Origin of the sequence: Luteococcus peritonei (assembly GCF_039526385.1) — a bacterium.
Classification (GTDB): Bacteria; Actinomycetota; Actinomycetes; order Propionibacteriales; family Propionibacteriaceae; genus Luteococcus; species Luteococcus peritonei.
In genome coordinates this window covers 1-25,170 of sequence record NZ_BAAAIX010000004.1, presented here as the reverse complement: position 1 = coordinate 25,170, position 25,170 = coordinate 1, and the positions used below count along the sequence as shown (strand labels likewise).

Annotated in this window: 22 protein-coding genes; 7 read left to right on the top strand and 15 right to left on the bottom strand. The window is 70.4% G+C overall.

Annotated features, from left to right (window positions below; all coding sequences use genetic code 11):
- Window positions 1–37 precede the first annotated feature (37 nt).
- From ABD073_RS01680 to ABD073_RS01665, 4 genes are read right to left on the bottom strand one after another with little or no spacing between them, the layout of a single operon-like run.
- Window positions 38–844 (bottom strand): ABC transporter ATP-binding protein, encoded by an 807-nt coding sequence (locus tag ABD073_RS01680; RefSeq protein WP_343871983.1) that lies wholly within the window; start codon window positions 842–844, stop codon window positions 38–40.
- Window positions 841–1,872 (bottom strand): FecCD family ABC transporter permease, encoded by a 1,032-nt coding sequence (locus tag ABD073_RS01675; RefSeq protein ID WP_343871982.1) that lies wholly within the window; start codon window positions 1,870–1,872, stop codon window positions 841–843. The genes ABD073_RS01680 and ABD073_RS01675 overlap by 4 nt, the downstream gene beginning before the upstream one ends.
- Complete coding sequence (locus ABD073_RS01670) at window positions 1,869–2,921, bottom strand: FecCD family ABC transporter permease (protein ID WP_386751248.1); 1,053 nt, start codon at window positions 2,919–2,921, stop codon at window positions 1,869–1,871. The genes ABD073_RS01675 and ABD073_RS01670 overlap by 4 nt, the downstream gene beginning before the upstream one ends.
- A 35-nt stretch (window positions 2,922–2,956) precedes the next feature.
- A complete protein-coding gene (locus ABD073_RS01665; RefSeq protein WP_343871980.1) occupies window positions 2,957–3,985 on the bottom strand; it encodes an iron-siderophore ABC transporter substrate-binding protein in 1,029 nt (342 codons plus the stop codon).
- Window positions 3,986–4,135: 150 nt separating this feature from the next.
- Between ABD073_RS01665 and ABD073_RS01660 the strand changes: the two genes are divergently transcribed.
- Genes ABD073_RS01660 through ABD073_RS01650 form a run of 3 tightly spaced genes read left to right on the top strand, consistent with a single transcriptional unit; the run spans window position 4,136 to window position 5,975 of the window.
- Window positions 4,136–5,416 (top strand): PspC domain-containing protein, encoded by a 1,281-nt coding sequence (locus ABD073_RS01660; protein WP_343871979.1) that lies wholly within the window; start codon window positions 4,136–4,138, stop codon window positions 5,414–5,416.
- Window positions 5,409–5,591 carry a hypothetical protein gene (locus ABD073_RS01655; protein ID WP_343871978.1) on the top strand — a complete coding sequence of 61 codons (183 nt, stop codon included), beginning with the start codon at window positions 5,409–5,411 and terminating at the stop codon, window positions 5,589–5,591. Before ABD073_RS01660 ends, ABD073_RS01655 begins: the two co-directional genes overlap by 8 nt.
- Before the next feature lie 60 nt (window positions 5,592–5,651).
- On the top strand, window positions 5,652–5,975 hold the full coding sequence (locus ABD073_RS01650) for a PspC domain-containing protein (protein WP_343871977.1): 324 nt from the start codon (window positions 5,652–5,654) through the stop codon (window positions 5,973–5,975).
- Between the two features lie 377 nt (window positions 5,976–6,352).
- On the opposite strand, the gene guaA is transcribed toward ABD073_RS01650, so the two are convergent.
- Window positions 6,353–7,906 carry a glutamine-hydrolyzing GMP synthase gene (gene guaA / locus ABD073_RS01645; protein WP_343871976.1) on the bottom strand — a complete coding sequence of 518 codons (1,554 nt, stop codon included), beginning with the start codon at window positions 7,904–7,906 and terminating at the stop codon, window positions 6,353–6,355.
- Between the two features lie 133 nt (window positions 7,907–8,039).
- Here guaA and cysK point away from each other — a divergent pair, with 133 nt between their 5' ends.
- Both cysK and ABD073_RS01635 read left to right on the top strand, forming a co-directional pair.
- Window positions 8,040–8,966 (top strand): cysteine synthase A, encoded by a 927-nt coding sequence (cysK, locus tag ABD073_RS01640; protein WP_343871975.1) that lies wholly within the window; start codon window positions 8,040–8,042, stop codon window positions 8,964–8,966.
- Between the two features lie 122 nt (window positions 8,967–9,088).
- Window positions 9,089–11,359 (top strand): glycoside hydrolase family 3 N-terminal domain-containing protein, encoded by a 2,271-nt coding sequence (locus tag ABD073_RS01635; protein WP_343871974.1) that lies wholly within the window; start codon window positions 9,089–9,091, stop codon window positions 11,357–11,359.
- A 75-nt stretch (window positions 11,360–11,434) separates the two neighbouring features.
- Here ABD073_RS01635 and ABD073_RS01630 read toward each other — a convergent pair whose 3' ends face one another.
- The 10 genes from ABD073_RS01630 to ABD073_RS01585 all read right to left on the bottom strand — a co-directional run bounded on the left by ABD073_RS01630 (window position 11,435) and on the right by ABD073_RS01585 (window position 23,564).
- Window positions 11,435–11,746, bottom strand: a complete 312-nt coding sequence (locus ABD073_RS01630) for a chorismate mutase (protein ID WP_386751244.1) — start codon at window positions 11,744–11,746, stop codon at window positions 11,435–11,437.
- A gap of 23 nt (window positions 11,747–11,769) precedes the next feature.
- Window positions 11,770–12,873, bottom strand: coding sequence for a GuaB3 family IMP dehydrogenase-related protein (locus tag ABD073_RS01625; RefSeq protein ID WP_343871973.1), 1,104 nt, complete (start codon window positions 12,871–12,873; stop codon window positions 11,770–11,772).
- 19 nt (window positions 12,874–12,892) lie between these two features.
- The gene (guaB, locus tag ABD073_RS01620) at window positions 12,893–14,413 is read right to left on the bottom strand and encodes an IMP dehydrogenase (protein WP_386751280.1); all 1,521 of its coding nucleotides are present in this window, start codon (window positions 14,411–14,413) and stop codon (window positions 12,893–12,895) included.
- A gap of 147 nt (window positions 14,414–14,560) precedes the next feature.
- Window positions 14,561–15,706, bottom strand: a complete 1,146-nt coding sequence (locus ABD073_RS01615; protein ID WP_343871972.1) for a mannitol-1-phosphate 5-dehydrogenase — start codon at window positions 15,704–15,706, stop codon at window positions 14,561–14,563.
- Window positions 15,706–17,709, bottom strand: a complete 2,004-nt coding sequence (locus ABD073_RS01610) for a PTS mannitol transporter subunit IICBA (protein WP_343871971.1) — start codon at window positions 17,707–17,709, stop codon at window positions 15,706–15,708. Before ABD073_RS01610 ends, ABD073_RS01615 begins: the two co-directional genes overlap by 1 nt.
- Window positions 17,710–18,045: 336 nt before the next feature.
- Window positions 18,046–19,647, bottom strand: a complete 1,602-nt coding sequence (groL, locus tag ABD073_RS01605; protein ID WP_343871970.1) for a chaperonin GroEL — start codon at window positions 19,645–19,647, stop codon at window positions 18,046–18,048.
- A gap of 184 nt (window positions 19,648–19,831) precedes the next feature.
- On the bottom strand, window positions 19,832–20,128 hold the full coding sequence (gene groES / locus ABD073_RS01600; protein WP_343871969.1) for a co-chaperone GroES: 297 nt from the start codon (window positions 20,126–20,128) through the stop codon (window positions 19,832–19,834).
- Between the two features lie 191 nt (window positions 20,129–20,319).
- The gene (locus tag ABD073_RS01595) at window positions 20,320–21,840 is read right to left on the bottom strand and encodes an FGGY-family carbohydrate kinase (protein ID WP_343871968.1); all 1,521 of its coding nucleotides are present in this window, start codon (window positions 21,838–21,840) and stop codon (window positions 20,320–20,322) included.
- 78 nt (window positions 21,841–21,918) lie between these two features.
- Window positions 21,919–23,079, bottom strand: coding sequence for a THUMP-like domain-containing protein (locus ABD073_RS01590; protein ID WP_343871967.1), 1,161 nt, complete (start codon window positions 23,077–23,079; stop codon window positions 21,919–21,921).
- Complete coding sequence (locus ABD073_RS01585; protein WP_343871966.1) at window positions 23,076–23,564, bottom strand: NUDIX hydrolase; 489 nt, start codon at window positions 23,562–23,564, stop codon at window positions 23,076–23,078. The genes ABD073_RS01590 and ABD073_RS01585 overlap by 4 nt, the downstream gene beginning before the upstream one ends.
- A gap of 205 nt (window positions 23,565–23,769) precedes the next feature.
- On the opposite strand from ABD073_RS01585, the gene ABD073_RS01580 reads away from it, so the two are divergent.
- Together ABD073_RS01580 and ABD073_RS01575 are read left to right on the top strand one after the other, a co-directional pair.
- Window positions 23,770–23,892, top strand: a complete 123-nt coding sequence (locus tag ABD073_RS01580) for a hypothetical protein (RefSeq protein ID WP_343871964.1) — start codon at window positions 23,770–23,772, stop codon at window positions 23,890–23,892.
- 6 nt (window positions 23,893–23,898) lie between these two features.
- On the top strand, window positions 23,899–24,996 hold the full coding sequence (locus ABD073_RS01575; protein ID WP_343871962.1) for an MFS transporter: 1,098 nt from the start codon (window positions 23,899–23,901) through the stop codon (window positions 24,994–24,996).
- Window positions 24,997–25,170 lie beyond the last annotated feature (174 nt).

The following is a 25,170-nucleotide window of genomic DNA, read 5'->3' as shown; positions in this document are numbered from 1 at the left end:
GCCATCAGGGATGGCCCCGTCGCCACCCCGTGCCCGCTCAGCCCACCGGCTGGCAATGGTGGCGTCCGATGGGCAGCACCATCGGCCGGCCGGTGAGCGGGTCGGGCAGGACGCGGTTGTCCAGCCCGAAGACCTCTTCCACCACCGCGTCGGTGAGCACCTCGTCGGGGCTGCCCTGCGCCACGATCCTGCCGTGCCGCATCGCCACCAGGTGGTCGGCATAGCGGGCGGCGAGGTTCAGGTCGTGCAGCACCATGACGACGGTGGTGCCCCGTCGCCGGTTCAGGTCGGTGAGCAGGTCGAGCACCTCCACCTGGTGGGCCAGGTCGAGGAAGGTGGTCGGCTCGTCGAGCAGCAGCAGGTCGGTGCGCTGGGCCAGTGCCATCGCGATCCACACCCGCTGCCGCTGGCCGCCGGAGAGCTCGTCCACGCAGCGTTCGGCCAGGTCCTGGGTGCCGGTGAGCTCCAGCGCCTCGGCGACCGCCAGGTCGTCGGCCTCGCTCCACCGCGCAAGGATCCCCTGGTGGGGGTTGCGACCGCGTCCCACCAGGTCGGCCACCACGATGCCCTCGGGGGCAAGCGGCGACTGCGGCAGCAGGCCGAGGGTGCGGGCCACCTGCTTGGTGGGCAGGCCGGCGATGTCCTGCCCGTCGAGCAGCACCTGGCCCTGCTGCGGCGCGAGCAGCCGCGAGAGGGCCCGCAGCAGCGTGGACTTGCCGCAGGCGTTCGCACCGACGATGACGCTGATCCGCCCCGGGTGGATGTCGACGTCGAGACCGTCGACCACGACGCGCTCGCCGTAGCCGAGGACCAGGCCTTGGGCCTGCAGGATGTGGTCTGTCACAGCGAACCTCCGGAGGAACTGGTGCGGACGAGCATGAGGAGCAGGTAGGGGGCGCCGATGGCACCCGTGATCACCCCCACCGGATAGCGGGTGGCGAACAGGAACTGGCCGGCGAGGTCGGCACCGAGCACCAGCAGGGCGCCCACCAGGGCGGCTGGCACCAGCAGCGATCCCCCGCCGCGCACGATCCGGGAGGCCAACGGGCCGGACAGGAAGGCGACGAAGGCGACAGGTCCCGCGGCCGCGGTGGCGAAGGCCACCAGCAGCACGGCGGCCAGGATGGAGACGAGTCGGCGGCGCTCCACGTCCTCGCCGAGCGCAGCGGCCGTGTCGTCACCCAGCTGCAGCATGCCGAGCCCCCTGGCCTGGGCCAGCAGCACCGGCATGGCGACCAGGCAGGTGACGGCCAATGGTGCGATCGCCGCCCACGAGGCCTGGTTGACGCTGCCGGTGAGCCACTGCATGGCGGCCTGCACGTCCCAGGTGCTGGCGCGCACCACCACCCAGGAGACGACGGCATTGAGCATCGCGGAGATGCCGATGCCCACCAGCACCAAGCGGGTGCCGACCACCCCGTCGCGCCGGCTGAGCAGGTGGATCAGGGCGGCGGTGGCCAGGGCGGCGAGGACCGCGAAGACCGAGACCAGGGCGGGAGGCAGGTGGAGCAGCACGATGGCGACCACCGCCGCCGCGCTGGCACCCGAGCTGATCCCGATGATGTCCGGCGAGGCGAGGGCATTGCGCAGCATGGTCTGGAAGGTGGTGCCGGCCATGCCGAAGGCGGCCCCGGCCAGGGCAGCCAGGACCGAGCGGGGCAGCCGCAGCTCCCCGACGGCGAAGGAAGCACCGGGAACGGTCTCACCGGCGATCACCCGGGCCACCTCGAGCGGTCCGTAGAAGGTGTTGCCCACCATCAGGCTGGTGGCGAGCAGGGCGAGCAGCAGTGCGGCCAGCAGCAGGACGCCGGACCGACGGGCGCGACGCCGGCGCAGTCGACCGGCGCGCACGGCCTCCACGACGGCGCTCACAGGGCACGCAGCTTCTGGCGTCGCACGATGGCGATGAAGACCGGGGCGCCGACCAGTGCCGTGACGATGCCGACGTCCACCTCGTCAGGTCGGCTGACCACCCGGCCCAGCACGTCGGCCAGGGTCAGCAGCGCCGCACCCACGGCCATGGCATAGGGCATCAACCACCGGTGGTCGCTGCCCACCACGAGGCGGCAGGCGTGCGGCACCACCAGGCCGACGAAGCCGATGGGACCGGCCACCGCCGTGGCAGCACCGCAGAGCAGGACGGCCCCGGTGGCGGCGAGGCCCCGCGTCAGCGCTACTCGTTCCCCGAGCCCCGCGGCCAGGTCGTCCCCCAGGGCCATGGCGTTCAGCGCCCGTGCGGTGGCCAGGCTGATGAGCGCTCCCACGGCCAGGAAGGGCAGGACCCGCGCGATCCGAGCGGGATCGGCACCGCCCACACCACCCACCTGCCAGAAGCGGAAGGAGTCCATCGCCTGGACCCGTGGCAGCATCACGGCGCTCACCAACGAGCTGCACGCGGCCGAGACCGCGGCGCCGGCCAGTGCCAGCTTGAGCGGCGTCGCCCCTCCCCGCCCCAGCGAGCCCACCAGGTAGACCAGGACGGCCGTGGCGCCGGCACCCACCACGGCGGTCCAGATGAAGGAGCTGGGGCTGCTCAGGCCGAAGAAGGCGATCCCCACCACCACCAGCAGCGAGGCGCCCGAGGTGACGCCGAGGATCCCGGGATCGGCCAGCGGGTTGCGGGTGACGCCCTGCATAACCGTCCCCGACAGGCCCAGGGCGGCACCCACCAGCATGGCCAGGACGGTGCGGGGCAGGCGTCGGGCAACGGCAGCCTCTCCGATGGTCTCCTGCTGTCCCTGCAGGCCGGCCACGATCTCGGCCCAACCCACCTCGCGCGCCCCGAAGGTCAGCGAGAGCAGTCCGGTGACCGCCAGCAGTCCGGCCAGCAGCACCAGGCCGAGCAGCAGCCGTCCCGTGGCGCCGCGTCGCGCCAGGGGTGGCGGGCCGGCCTCCCCGTCGACGGGCGTCACGACCGGCATGCTCCCCTGCGGCCTGCCGATTTCGGTGGCGGTGCTCACTTCTGGGCCGCCGCCTGCATCAGGTCCAGGTAGTCCTCAAGGCCCCACTCGATGGACAGCGGCGACGGGTTGGCCGCAGCCGCCAGCGGGGTGTTGTTCTGCAGCACCGCCACCTGCCCCTTCGCCACGAAGGGGATCTTGGTCAGCAGCCTGTCCTTCTGCCAGGTGGGCACGGTCTTCGCGTCGCCGTAGGCGATGGCGAGGTCCACGTCGGCGAGCTGGTCACCCTGCTCGGAGCTGATCTGCTGCCAGAACTCGCTGGTCCCCGCAGTCGCCTTCTCGACGGCCTTCGGCGTCTTCATGCCCAGCTCCTCGGTGAGGAAGGCGGCGCGCGGGTCATGGGTGGTGTAAAAACCCACCTTGCTCGCGTCGGTGGCATCGATGCTGGCGAACAGTGCCGTGCGCCCCTTGAGGGAGGAGTGCCTGGCGACCATCTCGTCGACCGTCGCCTCCAGGTCCGTGACCAGCTTCTCCCCCTCGGCCTTGAGCCCGATCGCCTCGCTGTTCAGCCGGATGGTCTCATCCAGCGTGGTGCCCCAGGGGGTGTCGGGATAGGCGACGACGGGCGCGATCTTGCTGAGCTTCTGGTAGTCCTCCTGGGTGATGCCGGAGTAGGCGGCCAGGATGACGTCGGGCCGGGTGTCGGCCACCTGCTCGAAGGGGACGCCGTCGGTCTCGTCGAAGAGCACGGGGGTCTCGGCGCCCAGCTCGGTGAGCTTCTCCTCCACCCAGGGCAGGACACCGTCCTGGTCGTCGTCACCCCAGGTGGCCTTGCTCATCCCGACCGGGACTACGCCCAGTGCGAGCGGCACCTCGTGGTTGGCCCAGGCCACCGTGGCGACCCGCTGCGGCTTCTTGCTGATCGTGGTCTCACCGAGCGCGTGCTTGATGGTGACCGGGAAGCTCGACTCCCCTGCTGGGGTGCTGGCGCCCGAGGAGGCAGGGTTCGCGGAGGACTGGCCGCAGGCGGCGAGTGCGACGACGGAGAGGAGCGCGAGGCTCGTGAGGACGGGGCGGGTGACCATGGGAACTCCTATAGAAGATGAGGTAAGCCTTACCTAAGTAAGGGAGACCTAAGTTAACAGGTCGCCAGGGTCTTCGCACCCCGGCTTCCGGGGTGCGGATCAGGGGAATGCCCGATGGTCCGCAGCACCCGCCCCGGCAAGGATGGAGTCATGGACCTGGACACCTTGCCGGAGCTGCGACGCAGCCGTGACGACGCCGTCGTCGCGGGCGTCTGCTCCACCCTGGCGAGGAGCCTCGGCCTGGACCCCCTGCTGCTGCGCGTGGGCATGGTGCTGCTGGCGCTCAGTTCCGGCATCGGGCTGGCGGTCTACGGCTGGTGCTGGCTCGTCATGCCGCGCGCCGGGGAGCAGACCTCCCTGCTGGAGCACTGGTACCCGGCCGCCGCAGGCTGGAGCCCGCAGCAGCGTCGCAATGCGCTGCTCGTGGCCTGCCTGCTCACCGCGCTGGTGCTGCTGGGCGCGACGCCGTGGAGCATCGGCCCGGCTCTGGTGCTCGGCGGACTCTTCCTGCTGGCACGGCACCAGCGCCAGCACGACGAGACCCCGGCCACCACCCAGCAGTCCCTTGGCCAGCAGCCCCCTGTGGCGTCGACTTCCCTGCCCCGGACGACGCCCTTCACGGACTTCGAGCGTGCCGCCATGGCCTGGCGGGCCCGCCTCGACGAGGTGCAGGCCGCTGCAGAGCGGCCGAACTCCCTCGCGAACCTGTCCACCCCGGCCCCCACTGTCATCCCCACGGTGTCGCTGCCCGCACCCACACCGCTGCCGGACCCGCAGGCCTGGCCCCCGACGGCCGGGGCGACGGCTCTGCCCGTGAGGCGCCCGCGCCGCTCCTGGCTCTTCGGGATCGTCCTGCTGCTGGCCGCGGCCGGTGCGGGCACCCTGGCCGCCATGTGGGCCCCGTCCTCATCGGCCGACCTGATGGGCGAGACCGTGGCGCTGGCCGTCGTCGCCAGCGGCCTGGCGGCCACCTGGCTGCTGCGCCTCCCCCGGCCTCGCCTGGCGGTGGTGGCGGGCCTCGCGCTCATGGTGGCGCTGCTCGTTCCCCGAGCGATGCCCGAGGCGGGCACCGAGCTCACCGGCAGCCAGCAGCACTTCGCCTGGTCCAGCAGCAGCGAGGTGCCGGAGGAGACGCAACGTCTGACGGCCTCGACGGTGACCTACGACCTGTCCGGCCTGACGCTGGACCGCGACGTGGACCTCGCCCTGCAGGCCCGGGTCTCCACCGTCGTGGTGCTGGTGCCCAAGGACGCGCCGTTGGAGATCGACTACGCGCTGCGCGGCGCCACCCTGGGCGTCGTCGGTGCGGGCCAGGACACCCATGTGGTGGGCGGCTCCTCGGACAGCATCGAGCTGCCGGGCTCCGGCAAGGCCACCGTCACGCTGGACCTGCAGGCCTGGGGCTCCACCGTGGAGGTGCGTCGTGTCTGATCACCGCGATGTCTCGACGCTGCTGTGGGCCCTGCTCTTCGGCCTCGCCGCGGCCGCCGGGCTGTGGCAGGCCACCGGGCACCACCTCAGCCAGCACCACCTGGTGCTCTGGGGCTCCTGCGCGCTGATCGCCCTCGGACTGCTGGGAGGCCTGTTGACACGACGCCGCCCCTGACCCCCTCCCCATGACCGACCCGACCCGAAGAAGAACCCTTTCACCCAAGGAGAAGAAATCATGGCTCTCGTTCCCGGCCTCGTCCGTCCCACCGATGACCGCCTGATCGCCGGTGTCTGCTCCGGCATCGCCCGCTACCTCAAGGTCGATGTCGGCGTCGTGCGCGTGGTCGTCCTGCTGGCCGTCTTCCTCGGCGGCGTCACCGCCTGGATCTACCCGATCATGTGGCTGCTGATGCCCGAGGAGGGCTCCGAGACCGCCGGCGCCGACAAGCTGGTGGCCCAGGCCAAGCAGTGGAATGCCGACCGCAGCTCCAATCAGGCCCCCGGCAAGCCGCAGGAGGTCTTCAACCCCTACGTCGACGATCCCGACGTGCGGAACTGACCTCACCCGGTCCACATAGCACAGCGCCCGCCCCGAATGGGGGCGGGCGCTGTGCTGTTCGGGCTGGGTCTGACGAGCCCGGGGGTCTGAGGGGGTCGCCCCTCACTCCCCTCCTGACTCCGTGCGCCCCTGAGCGACGCAGGAGCGAAGGGTTCACGCGCGCGGAGCCCGGGGGCCTGAGGGGGTCGCCCCCTCACTCCCCTCCTGACTCCGTGCGCCCCTGAGCGACGCAGGAGCGAAGGGTTCACGCGCGCGGAGCCCGGGGGTCTGAGGGGGTCGCCCCCCTCACTCCCCTCCTGACTCCGTGCGCCCCTGAGCGACGCAGGAGCGAAGGGTTCACGCGCGCGGAGCCCGGGGGTCTGAGGGGGTCGCCCCCCTCACTCCCATTCGATCGTGCCCGGCGGCTTCGAGGTCACGTCCACCACGACGCGGTTGACCTCGCGCACCTCGTTGGTGATGCGGGTGCTCATCCGCTCCAGCAGGTCGTAGGGCAGCCGGCCCCAGTCGGCGGTCATGGCGTCCTCGCTGGTGACGGGGCGCAGCACGATCGGGTGGCCGTAGGTGCGGCCGTCGCCCTGGACGCCCACGGAGCGCACGTCGGCCAGCAGCACCACCGGGAACTGCCAGATGTCGCGGTCCAGGCCGGCCCTGGTGAGTTCCTCGCGGGCGATGGCGTCGGCGCGGCGCAGGATGGCCAGGCGCTCCTCGTCGACGGCACCGATGATGCGGATCGCCAGGCCGGGGCCGGGGAAGGGCTGGCGCCACACCATGGAGTCGGGCAGGCCGAGCTGGCTGCCGACGGCGCGCACCTCGTCCTTGAACAGGGTGCGCAGCGGCTCGATCAGGCTGAACTGCAGGTCGTCGGGCAGGCCACCGACGTTGTGGTGGCTCTTGATGTTGCTGGCGCCCTCGCCGCCGCCGGACTCCACCACGTCGGGGTAGAGCGTGCCCTGGACGAGGAATTCGATGTCCTTCTCCTCGTTCAGCCGACGCGCCACGTCCTCGAAGGTGCGGATGAACTCGCGGCCGATGATCTTGCGCTTGGTCTCGGGGTCGGTGACGCCGGCCAGGTGGCCCAGGAAGCGCTCGCGCTCGTCGGCCACCACCAGCTCGACGCCGGTGATCTCCACGAAGTCCTTCTTGACCTGCTCCGCCTCGCCCTCGCGCAGCAGGCCGTGGTCGACGAAGACGCAGGTCAGCTGGTCGCCGATGGCGCGCTGCACCAGGGCGGCCGCGACGGCGGAGTCGACGCCGCCGGACAGGGCGCACATCACCTGCTTGTCGCCCACCTGCTGGCGGATCAGCTCCACCTGCTCGTCGACGATGTTGGCGCTGGTCCACTCGGCACGGCAGCCCGCGATCTCGAACAGGAAACGCTCCAGGACCTTCTGACCCTGCTCGGAGTGCAGCACCTCGGGATGCCACTGGACGCCGGCCAGGCCCGCGTCGACATTCTCGAAGGCGGCCACCGGGGCGCCGGCCGAGCGGGCCAGCTCGGAGAAGCCCTCGGGGGCGCTGGAGACCGAGTCGCCGTGGCTCATCCACACGTTCATGGTGGCGGGCAGGTCGGCCAGCAGCGTGCCGGCGGCGTCGACCGCCACCTGGGTGCGGCCGAACTCGCTCAGGCCGGTTTTGGCCACCGTGCCGCCCAGGGCATTGGCCATGGCCTGGAAGCCGTAGCAGATGCCGAAGGCGGGCACTCCCTGGGTGAACAGCCGGGGGTCCACCTGCGGGGCGCCCTCGGCGTAGACCGACTGCGGTCCGCCGGACAGGATGATCGCCTTCGGCTGCTTGGCCATCACATCGGCCACCGAGGCGGTGTGGGGCATGATCTCGGAGTACACATTGGCCTCGCGCACCCGGCGCGCGATCAGCTGTGCGTACTGTGCGCCGAAGTCGATGACGACGACGAGGTCCTGGGCTGCTGACATGGGCGACAGCCTAGTGGAAAGCCACCCTCCTCCACGCCCGCGACCGGCCCGCCGGCAGCCCCGGCACGTCCCAGGATCCGAGACAAAATCTCACGGTGGGAACAAGCCCCCGGTTCATGGTGTTGTCACGGGCATGAACACTTTTGACGATGTGACTGCTGTCGTTGGCCGCACCCCCCTGGTGAAGGTCAACAAGCTCGCGGGTGACCAGGCCACCGTGCTGGCCAAGCTCGAGTTCTACAATCCCGCGAACTCCGTCAAGGACCGCATCGGCGTCGCGATCGTTGACGCTGCCGAGGCCTCCGGCGAGCTCAAGCCCGGTGGCACGATCGTGGAGGGCACCAGTGGCAACACCGGCATCGCCCTGGCCATGGTGGGTGCGGCCCGCGGTTACAACGTCGTGCTCTGCATGCCCGAGACCATGAGCCTGGAGCGTCGCGCCCTGCTGCGCGCCTACGGCGCCGAGCTGGTGCTGACCCCCGGCCCGGCCGGCATGAAGGGCGCCGTGGCCAAGGCCGAGGAGATCGCCGCCGAGCGCGGCGGCATCCTGGCCCGCCAGTTCGCCAACCAGGCCAATGTGGAGATCCACAAGAAGACCACCGCCGAGGAGGTCTGGGCCGACACCGACGGCACCATCGACATCTTCGTGGCCGGCATCGGCACCGGCGGCACCATCACCGGCGTGGGCCATGTGCTCAAGGAGCGCAAGCCCGAGGTGAAGATCGTGGCCGTCGAGCCCAAGGAGAGCCCGCTGCTCACCGAGGGCACCGCCGGCCCGCACAAGATCCAGGGCCTGGGTGCCAACTTCGTCCCCGACATCCTGGACCAGTCCGTCATCGACGAGGTGATCGACGTCACCGGCGAGGACGCCATCGAGAAGGCGCGCCAGGCCGCCGCCGAGGAGGGCCTGCTGGTGGGCATCTCCTCGGGTGCCGCCCTGGTGGCCGCCGCCGAGGTGGCCCAGCGTCCGGAGAATGCCGGCAAGACCATCGTCGTGGTGCTGCCCGACTTCGGCGAGCGCTACCTGTCCACGGTCCTCTACTCGGACCTGATGAACTGACCCCCTGAGGGAAGGGCCCCGGCGCGCTGCGCCGGGGCCCTTTTCGTCATGCCCTTCCGCTGTGTCGCGCCACAAACTAACCTAGCGGTCAGGAACTGGTGCATTCACAGGAGAAGACACACATGAACCGAACCGAACCCTTCCGCGACCCCGCGCTCGACGTCGAGCAGCGCGTCGAGGACCTGCTGGGCCGCCTCAGCGTCGAGGAGAAGGCCGGGCAGCTCACCCAGTACTTCTACTTCGGCCAGCTGGAGATCGACGACAGCCCCGAGAACGAGGTGAACGCCGAGAACGACGTCAACGCCGTCGAGACCGCCCTGGCCGACGGCACGGCCGGCTCGGTGCTCTTCGTGCGCGACGTCGCCACCGCCAACCGGCTGCAGCGCATCGCCGTGGAGCAGAGCCGGCTGGGTATCCCGCTGCTCTTCGGCTTCGACGTGATCCACGGCTTCCGCACCATCATGCCCGCGCCGCTGGGCATGGCCGCCTCGTGGGATCCCGAGGTGGTGGAGCAGGGCCAGCAGGTGGCCGCCCGCGAGGCCCGGGCCGTCGGCATCCACTGGGCCTTCGCGCCCATGGTGGACATCGCACGCGACCCGCGCTGGGGCCGGATGTTCGAGGGCGCCGGCGAGGACCCCTGCCTGGGCTCGGCGATCGCCGCGGCGCAGGTGCGCGGCTTCCAGGGTGGCAGCGGAGCCACCGACGCGCTGGGCACCGAGTCGATCATGTCCGGCCCGAAGCACTTCGCCGGCTACGGCGCCGCGCTCGGTGGCCGTGACTACGACGATGCCGACATCAGCGACAACGAGCTGTGGAATGTCTACCTGCCGCCCTTCCAGGCCGCCGTCGAGGCCGGCGCGGCCAACATCATGAGCGCCTACATGGACCTCAACGGCGTGCCCGCCACCGGCAACCGCTGGCTGCTCACCGACGTGCTGCGCGAGGCCTTCGGCTTCGAGGGCTTCGTGGTCTCCGACGCCAATGCGGTGCGCTCGCTGGCCACCCAGCACTTCGCCAAGGACCTGGGCGATGCCGCGGGCCGGGCGCTGCACGCGGGCCTGGACATGGAGATGGCGATGGCCGATGCCGCCTACCAGCGCCTGCCGCAGGCCCTCGAGGAGGGTCGGGTCACGATCGAGGAGCTGGACCAGGCGGTCCGGCGCGTGCTGCGCGCCAAGTTCCGCATGGGCCTGTTCGAGCAGCCCTACACCGACGAGCAGCGCACCGTGGCCGTGCTGACCGAGGCCTCGCACCGCGAGGTGGCCCGTCGCGCGGCCGAGAAGTCGCTGGTGCTGCTCAAGAACGACGGCGTGCTGCCGCTGAAGGCCGAGGCCCTGCGCAACGTGGCCGTCGTCGGGCAGATGGCCACCAGCCGTCGCGACATCCTGGGCCCGTGGTCCTTCGCCTTCGACCTGGACGAGACCGACACCATCCTGGACGGCCTGCGCAGCGCGCTGGGCGATCAGGTGCAGGTGGAGCACGTCGAGGGCGCCGGCATCCCCAACCGCACCTTCACCTCGATGTTCGACGCCATGGACCGCGGCGTCGAGCACACCGCCGAGGACCATGACGACGATGCGCAGATCGAGCAGGCCGTCGCCCTGGCCGAGCGCAGCGACGTGGTGGTCGTGGTGGCCGGCCAGCGCCAGAACCAGACCGGTGAGCGGGCCTCGGTGAGCACCCTGGACCTGCCGGGACGCCAGCAGGAGCAGCTGGAGCGCCTGGTGGCCACCGGGAAGCCGGTGGTCGTGGTGCTGATGTCGGGACGCCCGCTGGACCTGCGTTGGGCCGACGAGCACGTCGGCGCCATCCTGCAGGCCTGGTACCCGGGCACGCGCGGTGGCGAGGCCGTCGCGGCCGCGCTGCTGGGCGAGGTCTCCCCCGGCGGCCGGCTCCCGGTCACCTGGCCGCGCCACGTGGGCCAGGTGCCGATGACGCTGAGCCACTACACCACCTTCCAGCCGGAGTTCCAGCACGAGCGCTACTGGGACGAGGCCTCCACACCGCTCTACCCCTTCGGCCACGGCCTGTCCTACGGCTCCTTCCGCTACGAGGACCTGCGCCTGGACGAGCCGTCGATCGCGGTGGGTGCCAGCACCAGCGTGCGGGTGCGGCTGACCAACACCTCCGAGCGGGAGGCCGACGAGGTGGCGCAGCTGTACATCCACCAGCGCCACGGCACCTCCTCGCGCCCGGTGCGTGAGCTCAAGGGCTTCCAGCGGGTGACGCTGGCGGCCGGCGAGAGCCGTGAGCTGGTCTTCGAGCTGGGGCCCGACCAGTTGCGCCACTGGAGCGCGGCCACCCGTGACTGGGTGCAGGACGCCACCACCATCGACGTCTGGGTGGGCGGCTCCTCGACCGCCGAGCTGACCACCGTGCTCCAGGTGCAGTAGTCCTGGGCGCGACGAGGGCCGGGCAGCAGGTGCTGCCCGGCCCTCGTGCTTCTGGTGCAGTGGGTGCGTCTGGTCTCAGCTGTTCTGCTGCCGAGCGATCAGCTCATGGTGGCGGACCACCTCGGTGACGATGAAGGTGAGGAACTTCTCGGCGAACTCGGGGTCCAGGTCGGCATCGGCGGCGAGGTGGCGCAGCCGCTCGATCTGGCGCTTCTCCCGGTCCGGGTCGGCCGGCGGCAGGCCCTCGGTGGCCTTCAGCTCGCCCACCCGCTGGGTCACCTTGAAGCGCTCGGCCAGCAGGTGCACCAGCGCGGCGTCGAGGTTGTCGATGCTGGAGCGCAGGCGCGCCAGTTCCGGGTGGGTGCCCACCGGTTGCTTCTCGCTCACCTGCGCTCCTTGCCTCGAGGACGTCAGCGGATGACCAGCTCGATGCGCTGGAACTCCTTGACGTCGCTGTAGCCACACGATGCCAGAGAACGCTTCAGGGCACCGACCAGGTTCATGGTTCCGTCCGGGATCCGGGACGGGCCCACGACCACCTCGGAGAAGGAGCCGACGGTCTGGAAGCGCACCCGCTCGCCGCGCGGCAGCTCGGAGTGCCAGGCCTCCGCACCCCAGTGCCAGCCCTGGCCGGGAGCCTCGGTGGCGCGCGCCAGGGGGGCGCCCACCATCACGGCATCGGCGCCGCAGGCGATCGCCTTGGCGATGTCGCCGGAGCGGCCCACCGAGCCGTCGGCGATCACGTGCACATAGCGGCCGCCCGACTCGTCCATGTAGTCGCGACGGGCCTCGGCCACGTCGGCCACCGCGGAGGCCATCGGCACCTCGATGCCCAGCACGTCGCGGGTGGTGTGCGCGGCGCCGCCGCCGAAGCCCACCAGCACGCCGGCGGCACCGGCGCGCATCAGGTGCAGCGCGGTCTGGTAGGTGGCGCAGCCGCCCACGATCACCGGCACCTCGAGGTCGTAGATGAACTTCTTGAGGTTCAGCGGCTCGGCCACGTCGCTGACGTGCTCGGCGGAGACGGTGGTACCGCGGATCACGAAGAAGTCGACGCCGGCCTGCTCCACCACGGAGGCGAACTCCTGGGTGTTCTGCGGGCTCAGCGAGCCGGCGACGGGCACGTCGGCGGCGCGGATCTCGCGCATCCGCTCGGTGATCAGCTCGGCCTTGATCGGCTCGGCGTAGACCTCCTGCATCCGGCGGGTGGCCGTCACCTGGTCCTCGATGCCGGCCAGCTCGTCGAAGATCGGCTGCGGGTCCTCGTAGCGGGTCCACAGGCCCTCGAGGTTCAGTACGCCCAGACCACCGAGGCGGCCCATCTCGATGGCGGTGGCGGGGCTCATCACCGAATCCATCGGGGCGGCCACGATCGGGAAGTCGAAACTGACGGCGTCGATCTTCCAGCCCAGGTTCACCTGGTCCAGGCCGCGGGTGCGCCGCGAGGGCACGATGGCGATGTCGTCGAAGGCGAAGGCCTTGGTGGCGCGCTTGCTGCGTCCGATGTCGTACACGGTTGTCTCCTGGGGCGCGTCAGCGCGAGTAGTTGGGGGCGTCGGCGATGTTGGCCACGTCGTGCGGGTGGGACTCCTTGAGCCCCGCCGAGGTGATGCGCACGAAGCGACCCCGCTCCTGCAGCTCGGGCAGGGTGCGGGAACCGACGTAGAACATGGACTGGTGCAGGCCGCCCACCAGCTGGTGGACCACCTGGCCCACCGGGCCGCGGTAGAGCACCTGGCCCTCGATGCCCTCGGGGATCAGCTGGTCGTCGCTGGTGACATCGGCCTGGAAGTAGCGGTCCTTGGAGTAGGACTTCTTGCCACGGCTGCTCATCGCGCCGAGCGAGCCCATGCCGCGGTACTGCTTGTACTGCTTGCCGGCGATGAAGACCGTCTCGCCGGGGCTCTCCTCGCAGCCGGCCAGCAGCGAGCCCACCATCACGGTGGAGGCGCCGGCCACCAAGGCCTTGGCGATGTCACCGGAGTACTGCAGGCCGCCGTCGGCGATCACCGGCACGCCGGAGGCGGCGCAGGCCTGGGCGGCCTCGTAGACGGCGGTGACCTGCGGGACACCGACGCCGGCGACCACGCGGGTGGTGCAGATGGAGCCCGGGCCCACACCCACCTTGACCGCATCGACCCCGGCCTCGACCAGGGCGGCGGCGCCGGCGCGGGTGGCCACGTTGCCGCCGATGATCTGCACGTCCTTGGCCACCGGATCGGCCTTGAGGCGACGGATCATGTCCAGCAGCAGGCGGGCGTGGCCGTGGGCGGTGTCCACCACCAGCACGTCGACGCCTGCCTCGATCAGGCGCATGGCCCGGTCCCAGGAGTCGCCGAAGTAGCCGACGGCTGCGCCCACCATGAGGCGGCCCTGGGAGTCCTTGGAGGCATGGGGGAACTGCTCGGACTTCACGAAGTCCTTGACGGTGATCAGGCCGGTCAGGCGGTTCTGCTCGTCCACCAGGGGCAGGCGCTCGCGCTTGTTCTGGCGCAGCAGGGCGGTGGCCTGCTCGTTGGTGATGTCGTCGCGACCGGTGAACAGCGGGGCCGCGGTCATCACGTCGCGCACCCGGGTGGTGGCCCACTCGGCCACCGGGGTGAAGCGCAGGTCGCGGTTGGTGCAGATGCCCAGCAGGTGGTTCTCCTCGTCGACCACCGGCAGGCCGGAGACGCGGTACTGGCCGCACAGGTTGTCGAGCTCCTCGAGGGTGGCGTCCGGGCCGATGGTGACCGGGTTGGTGATCCGGCCGGTCTGGGTCCGCTTCACCAGGTCCACCTGGTAGGCCTGGTCCTCGATGGACAGGTTGCGGTGCAGGATGCCCAGGCCGCCCTGGCGGGCCATGGCGATGGCCATCCGGCTCTCCGTGACGGTGTCCATGGCGGCGCTGATCAGCGGGATCCGCAGGCTCAGCTCACGGGTGAGGCGGGCGGTGGTGTCCACCTCGGAGGGGATGACATCGGTCTCCCCCGGCAGCAGCAGCACGTCGTCATAGGTGAGGCCCAGCGGGAGGAACTTCTCGGGCACCCCCGAACCGGTGAGTCCGTCCATCATCTCGTCGTGGCCCTGCGACACGTCTGACCGCCTTCTGTGATCGGGAATGGTCCCAATCCTAGCGGCGCGCGAAGGGCCGCCCGGCCCCGTATCGACGACGACGGCCGCCCCGGGCGGGAGCGGCCGTCGCCAGCACGTGCCTGCGGCTCAGACGGTGCGGGTGCCCTTGGCCTCGCGGGCCACCTCCACCAGCTGCGCGAACAGCGGGTGGGAGGCGTCCAGCCCGGTGAGCTCGCTCACCGCGGCCTCCGGCTCGTTGCCGGCCAGGATCTCGCCCACCTGCACGGCCTCGGGGTCCTCGGCGACGTCGAAGAGCATCGCGCCCAGCATCGCCTCGGTCAGCGCGGTGCTGCCCATGCCGCGCTCGGCGAGCTCGGCGGCGGGACCGACGAAACGCTCGTGACGCGACAGCTTGCGCAGCGGCGAGCGGCCCACGCGGACCACGGTGTCGGGCAGCTCCGGGTTGGCGAAGCGCTTCAGGATCTTGCGGACGTAGGCCTCCTGGACCTCCGGCTCGAAGCCGTACTTGGCCACCAGCAGGCTCTTGGTCTCCTGCAGCACCGCATAGATCTTCGCCTGCAGCGCCTCGTCGGCCAGGACGTCGGAGATCTTCTCGATCCCGGCGCCGTAGCCGAAGTAGGCGGTGGCCGCGTGACCGGTGTTCACCGTGAACAGCTTGCGCTCGATGAACGGGGCCAGCGAGGGCACGAAGGTGGCGCCGGGAATCTTCGGCGGGTTGCCGCCGAAGGCCGGCTCCTCGATCGCCCACTCGTAGTAGGGCTCGACGTTGACGTCCAGGCCCATGCCCTCGGGCTGGTTCGGGACGATCCGGTCGACGGCCGTGTTCGCGAAGACGGCCTTGGACTCCACGTCCGCCGCGTCGTCGCCCAGCACGAAGGCCTTGAGGCCGTCGGTGGCATTGATGGCGTTCTCGCAGGCCATCACCACCAGCTTGTCGGCCTCGGCGGGGCGCGCGTCGATGCCCTTGCGGATGGCCGGGGCGATGAACTTGAGGGTGTTCGGGCCCACGGCGCAGGTCACCACGTCCGCCTCCGCGATCGCGGCGGTGAGCGCCTCGGCCTCGGAATTGGAGTTGATGGCCTTGAAGCCGCTGATCACGTGGTCGCGGCCACCGTCGCCGACCTCGTGCACGGTGTAGCTGTCGGCAGCCTTGAGCTGGTCGATCAGCGCCTCCGAGACGTCGGCGAAGGTGAGTTCGTAGCCGGCCTCGTCGAGCAGGAGCCCGACGAAGCCACGGCCGATGTTGCCTGCTCCGAAGTGGACGGCCTTCATCAGTTGTTGACCTTTCCGAGGATGGCGGCGACCTCGTCGGCGCTGGAGGCATTCTCCAGGGCCTGCACGGAGTCATTGCTGGAGAAGATCTTGGCCAGCTTGCCCAGGATCTGCAGGTGCTCCTTGTTCTTGCCGGCGATGCCGACGACGAACCTGACCTGGTTGCCGTTCCAGTCGATCGGCTGGTCCAGGCGGATGAAGCTCATGGCGGAGCTCTTGATCAGCTCCTTGGCCTCGTTGGTGCCGTGCGGGATGGCCAGGAAGTTGCCCATGTAGGTGCTCACGGACTCCTCACGCTGGTGCATGGCGTCCACATAGCCGGCGTCCACCGCACCGCGGGCGACGAGCAGCTGCCCGGCCTGGGTGATGGCATCGGCCTTGTCGGTGGCGGAGGCGCCGAGCTTGATGCTCTCGGTGCTCAGCACGCCGTCGGCGGGGGCCTCGGCGGCCGCGGGAGTGGCAGCAGCGACAGCCACCGGGGCGGCAGCGGCGACGGGGGCGGCGGCCGGAGCGGCCTGGCCCTGGCGCTGGGTGCGGATCATCTCGACGACCTCATCATAGCGCGGCGAGTTCATGAAGTTGTCCACGGTCAGCAGGGTGGCCGAGGGCACCTTCGGGGCGGCACGGGTGGCCAGGGTCTCCTGGGTGACGACGATGTCGTACTCGTCCTTCAGGTTGGCGATCGACTCGTTGGTGACCTTGATGTCACCGAAGCCGGCCTCCTTGACCTTGTTGCGCAGCACCGAGGCGCCCATCGCGGAGGAACCCATGCCCGCGTCGCAGGCGAAGACGATGTTCTTGATCTCGCCCTGGGGAGCGGCGGTGGTTCCCACCAGGTTGCCGGCGACCGACGACTTCTTGCCCTTCATGGCCTCCATGTCGGCGGTGGCCTTGGCCAGGTCGCCGTCGTCGGCCGAACGGTCGGCCTTCAGCAGCACGGAGGCCACGATGAAGGAGACCACGGTGGCCAGCAGCACCGAGAGCAGGATCTTGACCAGGTCACCCTTGGCGGCGACGAGGCTGATGGCGATGATCGAGCCGGGAGCGGCCGGGGAGACCAGGCCGGTGTGCAGCAGCATGTTGGTGGCCACGCCGGTGGCGCCGCCCAGGATGGTGGCGATCAGCAGCTGGGGCTTCATCAGCACGTAGGGGAAGTAGATCTCGTGGATGCCGCCCAGGAAGTGGATGATGGCCGCACCGGGAGCCGAGGCCTTGGCCGCACCCTTGCCGAAGAACATGAAGGCCAGCAGCACGCCCAGGCCGGGGCCGGGGTTGGCCTCCAGCAGGAAGAGCACCGACTTGCCGGCGGAGCCGGCAGCCTCGGCCAGGCCCAGCGGGCTCAGCACGCCGTGGTTGATGGCATTGTTCAGGAACATCACCTTGGCGGGCTCGATGAACAGGCTCGCCACCGGCAGCAGGTTGTGGTTGACCAGGTAGGCGACGAGGTCGGCCAGGCGGTTCATCACCCAGTGCACGACGGGGCTCAGCAGGTAGAGCGAACCGATCGACAGGATGCCGCCCCAGATGCCCGCGGAGAAGTTGTTGACCAGCATCTCGAAGCCGGCCTTGATCTTGCCCTCCCACAGGGAGTCGAGCTTCTTCATGGTCCAGCCGCCCAGCGGGCCCATGATCATGGCGCCCAGGAACATCGGGCTGCTGGGAACGCCGGCGATGACGCCCATGGTGGCGATGGCGCCGATCACGCCGCCGCGCGCCTTGTTGTCGTAGGCCATCTTGCCGCCCTGGTAGGCGATGAGGATGGGGAGCAGGTAGTGGATCATGGGGGCCACGAGGCCGCCCGGCCAGCCACCCACCGTGGCGTAGTCACCGAAGCCGCCGATCCTGGCGACGGGAGTCCAGCCCTTTTCGATGAACAGGGCGGTGATCAGGCCCCAGGCGATCAGGGCGCCGATGTTGGGCATGATCATGCCCGAGAGGAAGGTGCCGAAGCGCTGGACGCCGGCCTGGGCCCGCTTGGCCCCAGAAGGTGCAGGTGTGGACATTGAGTCTCTTTCTTCGGGCGCCGCGGCGCCGCGGATACTGCGGCTTGAACGTTCCATTCAGCACCTCGCGTGGTGCTCTTCATCAGGTGCGGGGTTCTCGTCCCGGGGCTGGCAGTGCGCCGGGGCAGAGCTCGGGGAACGTGTTCGCCATGCCACATGCTAGATGATCAGGCCCGCCCGTGGCCGCCAGCGACGAGATTGTTGCCCGGCCGCAATCCCACCCGTGGGGCGGGACCTCCTGCCGGGGCTGCGCCCGGCACATCCCACGGCCGAGCGCACAGGACCGCCCACCCGGAAGGTCCGGGTGGGCGGTCCTGGTCAGTGCTGTCGGCCAGCTCAGTGCTGGTGGCCGTCCTCCTCGGACTCCTCCGGCTTGTCCACCACCAGGGTCTCGGTGGTGAGCAGCAGCGAGGCGATCGAGGCGGCATTGGCCAGCGCGGAACGGGTGACCTTGACCGGGTCGATGACGCCGGCCTCCACCAGGTTCACGTACTCGCCGGTGCGGCCGTTGTAGCCATTGCCCGGCTCCAGCTCGGCAACCTTGCTGACCACGACGTAGCCCGGCTCGCCACCGTTCTCGGCGATCCAGCGCAGCGGCTCGACGACCGCCTTCTCCACGGTCTTGACGCCGATCTTCTCGTCACCCTCCAGGCCGAGGCCGTCGGAGAGCACCTTGGAGGCGTGCACCAGGGCGGAGCCGCCGCCGGCGACGATGCCCTCCTCGATGGCGGCGCGGGTGGCGGAGACGGCGTCCTCGATGCGGTGCTTGGTCTCCTTCAGCTCCACCTCGGTGGCGGCGCCGACGCGGATCACGCAGACACCGCCGGCCAGCTTGGCGACGCGCTCCTGCAGCTTCTCGCGATCCCAGTCGGAGTCGGAGCGCTCGATCTCGGCGTGCAGCTGGGCCACGCGGCCCTGCACGTCCTCGGCGGTTCCGGCACCGTCGACGATGGTGGTGTTGTCCTTGGTGACGACGACGCGACGGGCGCGGCCGAGCACCTCCAGGCCCACCTGGTCGAGCTTGAGGCCGACCTCGGGGGCCACGACCTGGCCGCCGGTGAGGATCGCGATGTCCTCGAGCATGGCCTTGCGACGGTCACCGAAGGCGGGGGCCTTGACGGCCACGCTGGTGAAGGTGCCGCGGATCTTGTTGACCACCAGGGTGCTCAGCGCCTCGCCGTCGACGTCCTCGGCCACGATGAACAGGGTGCCCTTGGCGGCGATGACCTTCTCCAGCACGGGCAGCAGGTCGTTCATCGAGGAGATCTTGCCCGAGTGGATCAGGATGTAGGGATCCTCGAGGACGGCCTCCATGCGATCGGCATCGGTGACCATGTAGGGGCTCAGGTAGCCCTTGTCGAACTGCATGCCCTCGGTGAACTCGAGCTCGGTGCCGAAGGTGTTGGACTCGTCGACGGTGATGACGCCGTCCTTGCCGACCTTGTCGAAGGCGTCGGCGATCAGCTTGCCGATGACCTCGTCGCGCGAGGAGATGGTGGCCACGGCCGCCATGTCGTCGGTGGTCTCGACCTGCTTGGCGTTCTTGTGCAGCTCGTCGACCAGGGCCGTGACGGCCTTGTCGATGCCGCGCTTCAGGCCGACGGGGTTGGAGCCGGAGGCGACGGCCTTGAGGCCCTCGTGCACCAGCGCCTGGGCCAGCACGGTCGCGGTGGTGGTTCCGTCACCGGCGACGTCATTGGTCTTGGTGGCGACCTCCTTGGCGAGCTGGGCGCCAAGGTTCTCGTAGGGGTCGGAGAGCTCGACCTCACGGGCGACGGTCACGCCGTCGTTGGTGATGGTGGGGGCGCCCCACTTCTTGTCGAGCACGACATAGCGGCCCTTGGGGCCGAGGGTCACCTTGACGGTGTTGGCGAGGATGTCGACGCCACGCTCCAGGGAGCGGCGGGCCTCCTCGTCGAACTGCAGGATCTTGGGCATTCAAATACTCCTGTGGAGTTGGTACGTGCGGGGCGTGAGAGCCGCGCCCGCCGCCCCTGGGGGATCGGCGGGCGCGGTGCTGCTCACTTCTTCGTCTCACGAGCGCAGCTGCGAGCCTGCGAGCTGCGGTGCGCGCGAGTGTCGCGGGGGTCCAAGGGGGTCGTCCCCCTTGCCGCGAAGCAGGTCACTTGGTGACAACAGCGAGGATGTCGCGGGCGTTCAGGAGCAGGTACTCCTGGCCGTCGTACTTGACCTCGGTGCCGCCGTACTTGCTGAAGACGACGACGTCACCCTCGGCGACGTCGAGCGGGATGCGGGCGCCGTTGTCGTCGAAGCGACCGGGACCGGTGGCGACGACCTTGCCCTCCTGGGGCTTCTCCTTGGCGGTGTCCGGGATGACGAGACCGGAGGCGGTGGTCTGCTCTGCTTCCAGCGGCTGGACGAGGACGCGGTCCTCGAGCGGCTTGATCGTGGTTGCCACGTCAAACCCCTTTCTGACTAGGTGGCCGTTTCACGGCGGCGGGTTTTCAGGTCTTGGGGTCCGGCCGGGGCGTCGTCGCGGGTGCCGCCCTGACCGTTGGCACTCGACGCTGCCGAGTGCCAGTGCCCAAGTTATACCCGGCTTGGCACTCGTTCAACCCGAGTGCCAAGCCGCCGCCCGGTCCGCGTCGATCAGCCGTGCTCCGCGTCCTTCTCCTCACGCTCCTCCTGTGCCTGCAGGAAGGCCAGGCCGTGCTGCAGCTGCTCGGTGGCGCGGTGCAGCTCGCGGTACATCCCGTAGAGCACGTCATAGGTCTTGCGCGCCTCGGGATCGGGCTCCACCAGGCCGGTGACGGTGGTCCAGTCGGCATCCTCGGCCACCAGCCCAGTGCCGACGCCGGCCAGCATGGCGTCGCCGTAGCAGGCGCCCACCGACTGCTCGGTGATCTCCTGCACCAGGCCGGTGACGTCGCTGACGATCTGCGGCCACAGCCCCGCCTTGGTGCCGCCGCCCACGGCATAGGCCTTGGTGGAACGACCACCCGCGGCCTGCATCACGTCGAGGATGTGGCGGGCGCCGAAGGCGGTGGCCTCCATCAGCGCACGGTAGATGTGGCCCCGGCCGTGGTTCAGCGTGAGTCCGGCGATCACGCCCCGGGCGTCAGGATCGTGCAGCGGGGTGCGCTCCCCCGCGAAGTAGGGAAGCGCCAGCAGGCCGTGGGAGCCGGGCGGCACCGCGGCCGCCTCCTCGGTCAGTCCGGCGAAGTCGACGCCGGGGCCGATCACGTCGCGCAGCCACTTGGTGAGCGAGCCGCTGGTGGCCATGCCGCTGGCCAGGTTGTTGGTGCCCTCGAACAGGTGGGCATTGCTCCACAGCTGGCGACTGGGCAGGAATTCGTCGGTGACCAGGAAGATCGACATGGTGGATCCGTAGATCACCACGGCATCGCCGGGCTGGCGCACGCCCACGCTCATCGCGTCGGCCAGCGAGTCCATGGTGCCGGCCACCACCGGGCAGCCCTCCGGCAGGCCGGTGCGCTCGGCGGCCTCGGCGGTGACATGACCGACCACCTCGCTGGGCCACTTCAGCTCCGGCATCGGCACACCGTCGGCCAGCTCCTCGGCCCACGGGGTCCACTGGTTGGTGCCCACGTCGTAGAGCGGCTCGGAGTAGGAGGCGGAGATGTGGTCCAGGACGTAGGCGCCGGTCAGGCGGAAGGCGACGAAGCTGGAGGCCATGAACCAGTGCCGGGTGCGGGACCAGACCTCGGGCTCGTGGCGCTGCAGCCACAGCATCCGGCCGCCGATCGACTGGGCGTTGAGCGGGTTGCCGCAGTGCTTGGTGATGGTGGCCTCGCCGAGTCGCTCGGTGATCTCGGCCACCTCCGCCATGGAGCGGGTGTCAATGCCGTAGAGGATCGCCGGCCGCAGCGGGTTGCCCTGTTCGTCGGTGACCACGATGCACGGGCCGATGCCGCTGACGCTGATCCCGGCGATCTCACCGCCCTCGGCCTGCGGCAGCAGCTCGGCGACGATGGCGGTGACGTCGGCCCACCAGACCTCTTCCGCATCGTGCTCCGCCCAGCCGGGCCGCGGCAGCGACAGGTCGTGCGGCTGCTCGGAGGTGGCCAGCACCGTTCCCTCGGTGTCGGTCAGCACCCCCTTGGAGCTTCCGGTGCCGATGTCGATGCCCAGCAGGAGCTTGGTGGCCATGGTCTTCCCCTCGTTGAACCGATGGCACATCCTTGTCCCTCGCGACCGGGCCGCACAAGGGCTGATCGGCCAGTGGCCTCAGCAGCGCCGGCAGACCAGCGCCCGGGAGCCCGCCGGGGTGCGGGCCAGCACCAGGGTGGCGCTGTTGGGGCCCTTGGGCTGCAGTTTGCGGCGCAGCTCGGCGGGATCGACGTCGAGGGCCCGCTTCTTGATCTCCAGGGTGCCGACGCGGTGCTCGCGCACCCAGGCCTTGAGCAGCTTGGGGTTGAGGTCGAGCTCGTCGAGCACCTCGAAGCAGGTGGCCAGCCGTCCCTGGTAGGGCTGGTCGCTGGACAGGTAGGCCACCTGGGCGTCGAGCAGCCAGGCGCCCGGCTGCACCTGCTCCAGCGCCCCGGCACGGATCACGGCACCGTCGGGCTCCAGCAGGTAGCGACCCACCGGCGCCACCGGGAGCGCGGGGGCCGAGGGATCGGCGTCGACGCGGACATCCTCGGGCAGCAGCACCGCTCCCCTGCCCCGACCGGCCTTCGGCGTGGCCCAGATCGTCGCCTCCACCACGTCGCCCCGGTCACTGGTCCACAGCACCTCGACGTCCTCGGGCAGCAGGTTGCGCGGCACGCCCGGCCCCAACTTCACCACGGTGGAGTGGGCGTCGGAGAGCAGATCCATGACGAACTCCCAGGGCGGGGTGAAGGCCTCCACCCGCCAGGTGCGCCCCGAGGTGGTGCGTCGTGCCGGGTCGACGAAGACGCAGGTGGTGGGCCCGGCCCCGGCCAGCAGCCCGGGCGCCAGCGCGACGGCATCGCCGGTGAGCACCGCCTCGGGCGGCACCCCGGCGGCGGCCAGGTTGGCGCGGGCATGCTCGGCGGTGGTGGGGTCCAGCTCCACGGCGCTGACCTGGAGGCCGGCCTCGGCACAGGCCATCGCGTCGGTGCCGATCCCGCAGCCCAGGTCCACCACATGGGTGATCCCCTCCGCCACCAGGCGACGGGCGCGCCAGGCCGCCACGGCGGGGCGGGTCGCCTGCTCCAGGGCGTCGGCGGTGAAGAAGAGCTGCTCGGCGCGCTCGCCGAACTTGGTGCGGGCCCGGCGGCGCAGTACCGCCTGCCCCAGGGCCTCCGCCGCCAGGTCCGGGGCGACGTGGGCGCGCAGCCGGGTGGCGGCCGCCAGCGAGGACGGGTCCGCCTCGGCCATGGCCAGCTCCAGCGCCCGGGCACCGGCCTCATCGTGCAGGCTCACAGCGTCGTCACGCTCCAGCCCACCGGCTCACCGGCCCGGTAGGGCAGGCAGCCGTGGAACTGCTGGATGGTCTCGTCGAAGACCAGCGGCAGGAAGTGCCGGTCCCCCTCCCACATGGGCAGCGTGTGCAGCTCGTCGATCCGCTCCCAGCTCAGCGTGCCCTCCTCGTTGCAGGGCGGCACCTCGCCGGCGAAGGAGTCCACGACGAAGACGAAGCCGAAGTGGTCCTCGCCGTTGCGGCCGAAGCCCGGCCAGCCCACCGTCCCCCGCAGCCGCAGGGACGTGGCCTCGATGCCGGCCTCCTCGCGCAGCTCGCGGCGGATGCAGGCCACCACGTCCTCGTCGGCCTCCAGCTTGCCGCCCAGGCCGTTGTACTTGCCCAGCTGCTCATCGCCCGGGCGCGCGGTGCGGTGCACCATCAGCACCCGCTCGCCGTCGGGGTGCAGGACGAAGGCGAGGGTGGTCATGATCGGGGTCAGAGCCATGCATCGAGCCTAGTGCCGGGCCCGATCCGTGCGGACCGACGGGCCGGGTGGGCTATCATGGACCGGTCCGCGAGTGATCCGGACACCTCCGATCGAGCACCGGCCCCCGGCCGGATCCCGGCGTGAGAACCCATCCATCCAGGCCATGTCGGCCAGGAGTTGGACGGCTCCGCCGGCCAGCGCTGCTTGCGCTCAGGAGGACGCGATGAGCACCGTCACCCACCAGCAGGACCCTGCCCTGACCACGGCAGGACCCCCTCCGCGGATGTGGACCCGGGACTTCGTCCTGTCCTTCGCGATCAACTTCTTCGTCTCCATCGTCTTCTAGCTGTTGATGACCTCGATGGCGCTCTACACCGTCGACCGCTTCCAGGCGGGCGACGCGATGGCCGGCTTCGCCGCCAGCTCCTTCGTGATCGGCTCGCTGCTGGCACGCCTGTTCGCCGGGCGTCTGCTGGACGTGGTGGGGCGCCGGAAGATGCTGACCGCCTCGCTGGTGGTCTTCATCGTGGTGGCCGTCGCCTACATCCCCACCCGCAGCCTGTGGCTGCTGCTGCTCCTGCGCCTGGTGCACGGCGTGGCCTATGGCGCCGGAAACACCGCGCTGACCGCCGCGGTGCAGGCCATCATCCCGCCGCTGCGACGCAGCGAGGGCACCGGCTACTTCGGGCTCTCGATGACGCTGGCCGCGGCCGTCGGTCCGCTGCTGGGCACGGTGCTGGGAGCGCAGGGGCACTTCACGCAGATCTTCTGGTGGTGTGCCGCCAGCTCCGTCGTGGCGATGGCCGGGGCCCTGCTGGTCCGGCTTCCCGAGCACCCGGCCGATGCCGAGCAGCGTCGCACCTGGTGGCGGATCAGCCCCCGCACCATGATCGACCCGGTCACCGCCCCGATCGGGCTGGTGATGCTCTTCTCCGCCATCGCCTACTCCGGCATCATCACCTTCCTGTCCTCCTACGCCCGTCAGTTCGACGTGGTCGGTGCGGCGAGCCTGTTCTTCATCGTCTACGCCGCCGCCACCCTGCTCTCCCGGATGGTGCTGGGCCGGATCCAGGACACCATCGGCGACAACGCGGTGATGTACCCGGTGATGCTGCTCTTCGCCGCCAGTTTGCTGCTGCTGGCGCTGTGGCCCACCGCCACCTCCGTGGTGCTGGCCGGTGCCCTGGCCGGCGTCGGTTTCGGCGGCATCATCCCGTGCGCGCAGACCATCGCGGTGCACGCCAGCGAGCCGCGCCGCATCGGCCTGGCCATCGCCACCTTCTTCCTGATGTTCGACGCCGGCTCCGGCCTGGGCCCGGTGCTGCTGGGCGCCCTGGTGCCGTGGACCGGCTTCCGCGGCATTTACCTGGCCCTGGCGGGGCTGATGGTGCCGACCACCGTGCTCTACACCGTGGTCCACGGGGTCCGGACCCGCCGCACCGACGCCTGAGCATCGCCGCAGCGCAGGTGGGACGCCATCAACCCTGAGACTCGGCCCCTCGATCGTCGAAACCGCCCGAAAACGGCGGCGGATTCATGTGGTCAGCGCAACGGTTGGGTCTGTCCCAGAAACGGTGTAAGTGGCTCCATCGCCCTGCGGGGCAGGAGGAGTCATGATGACCGA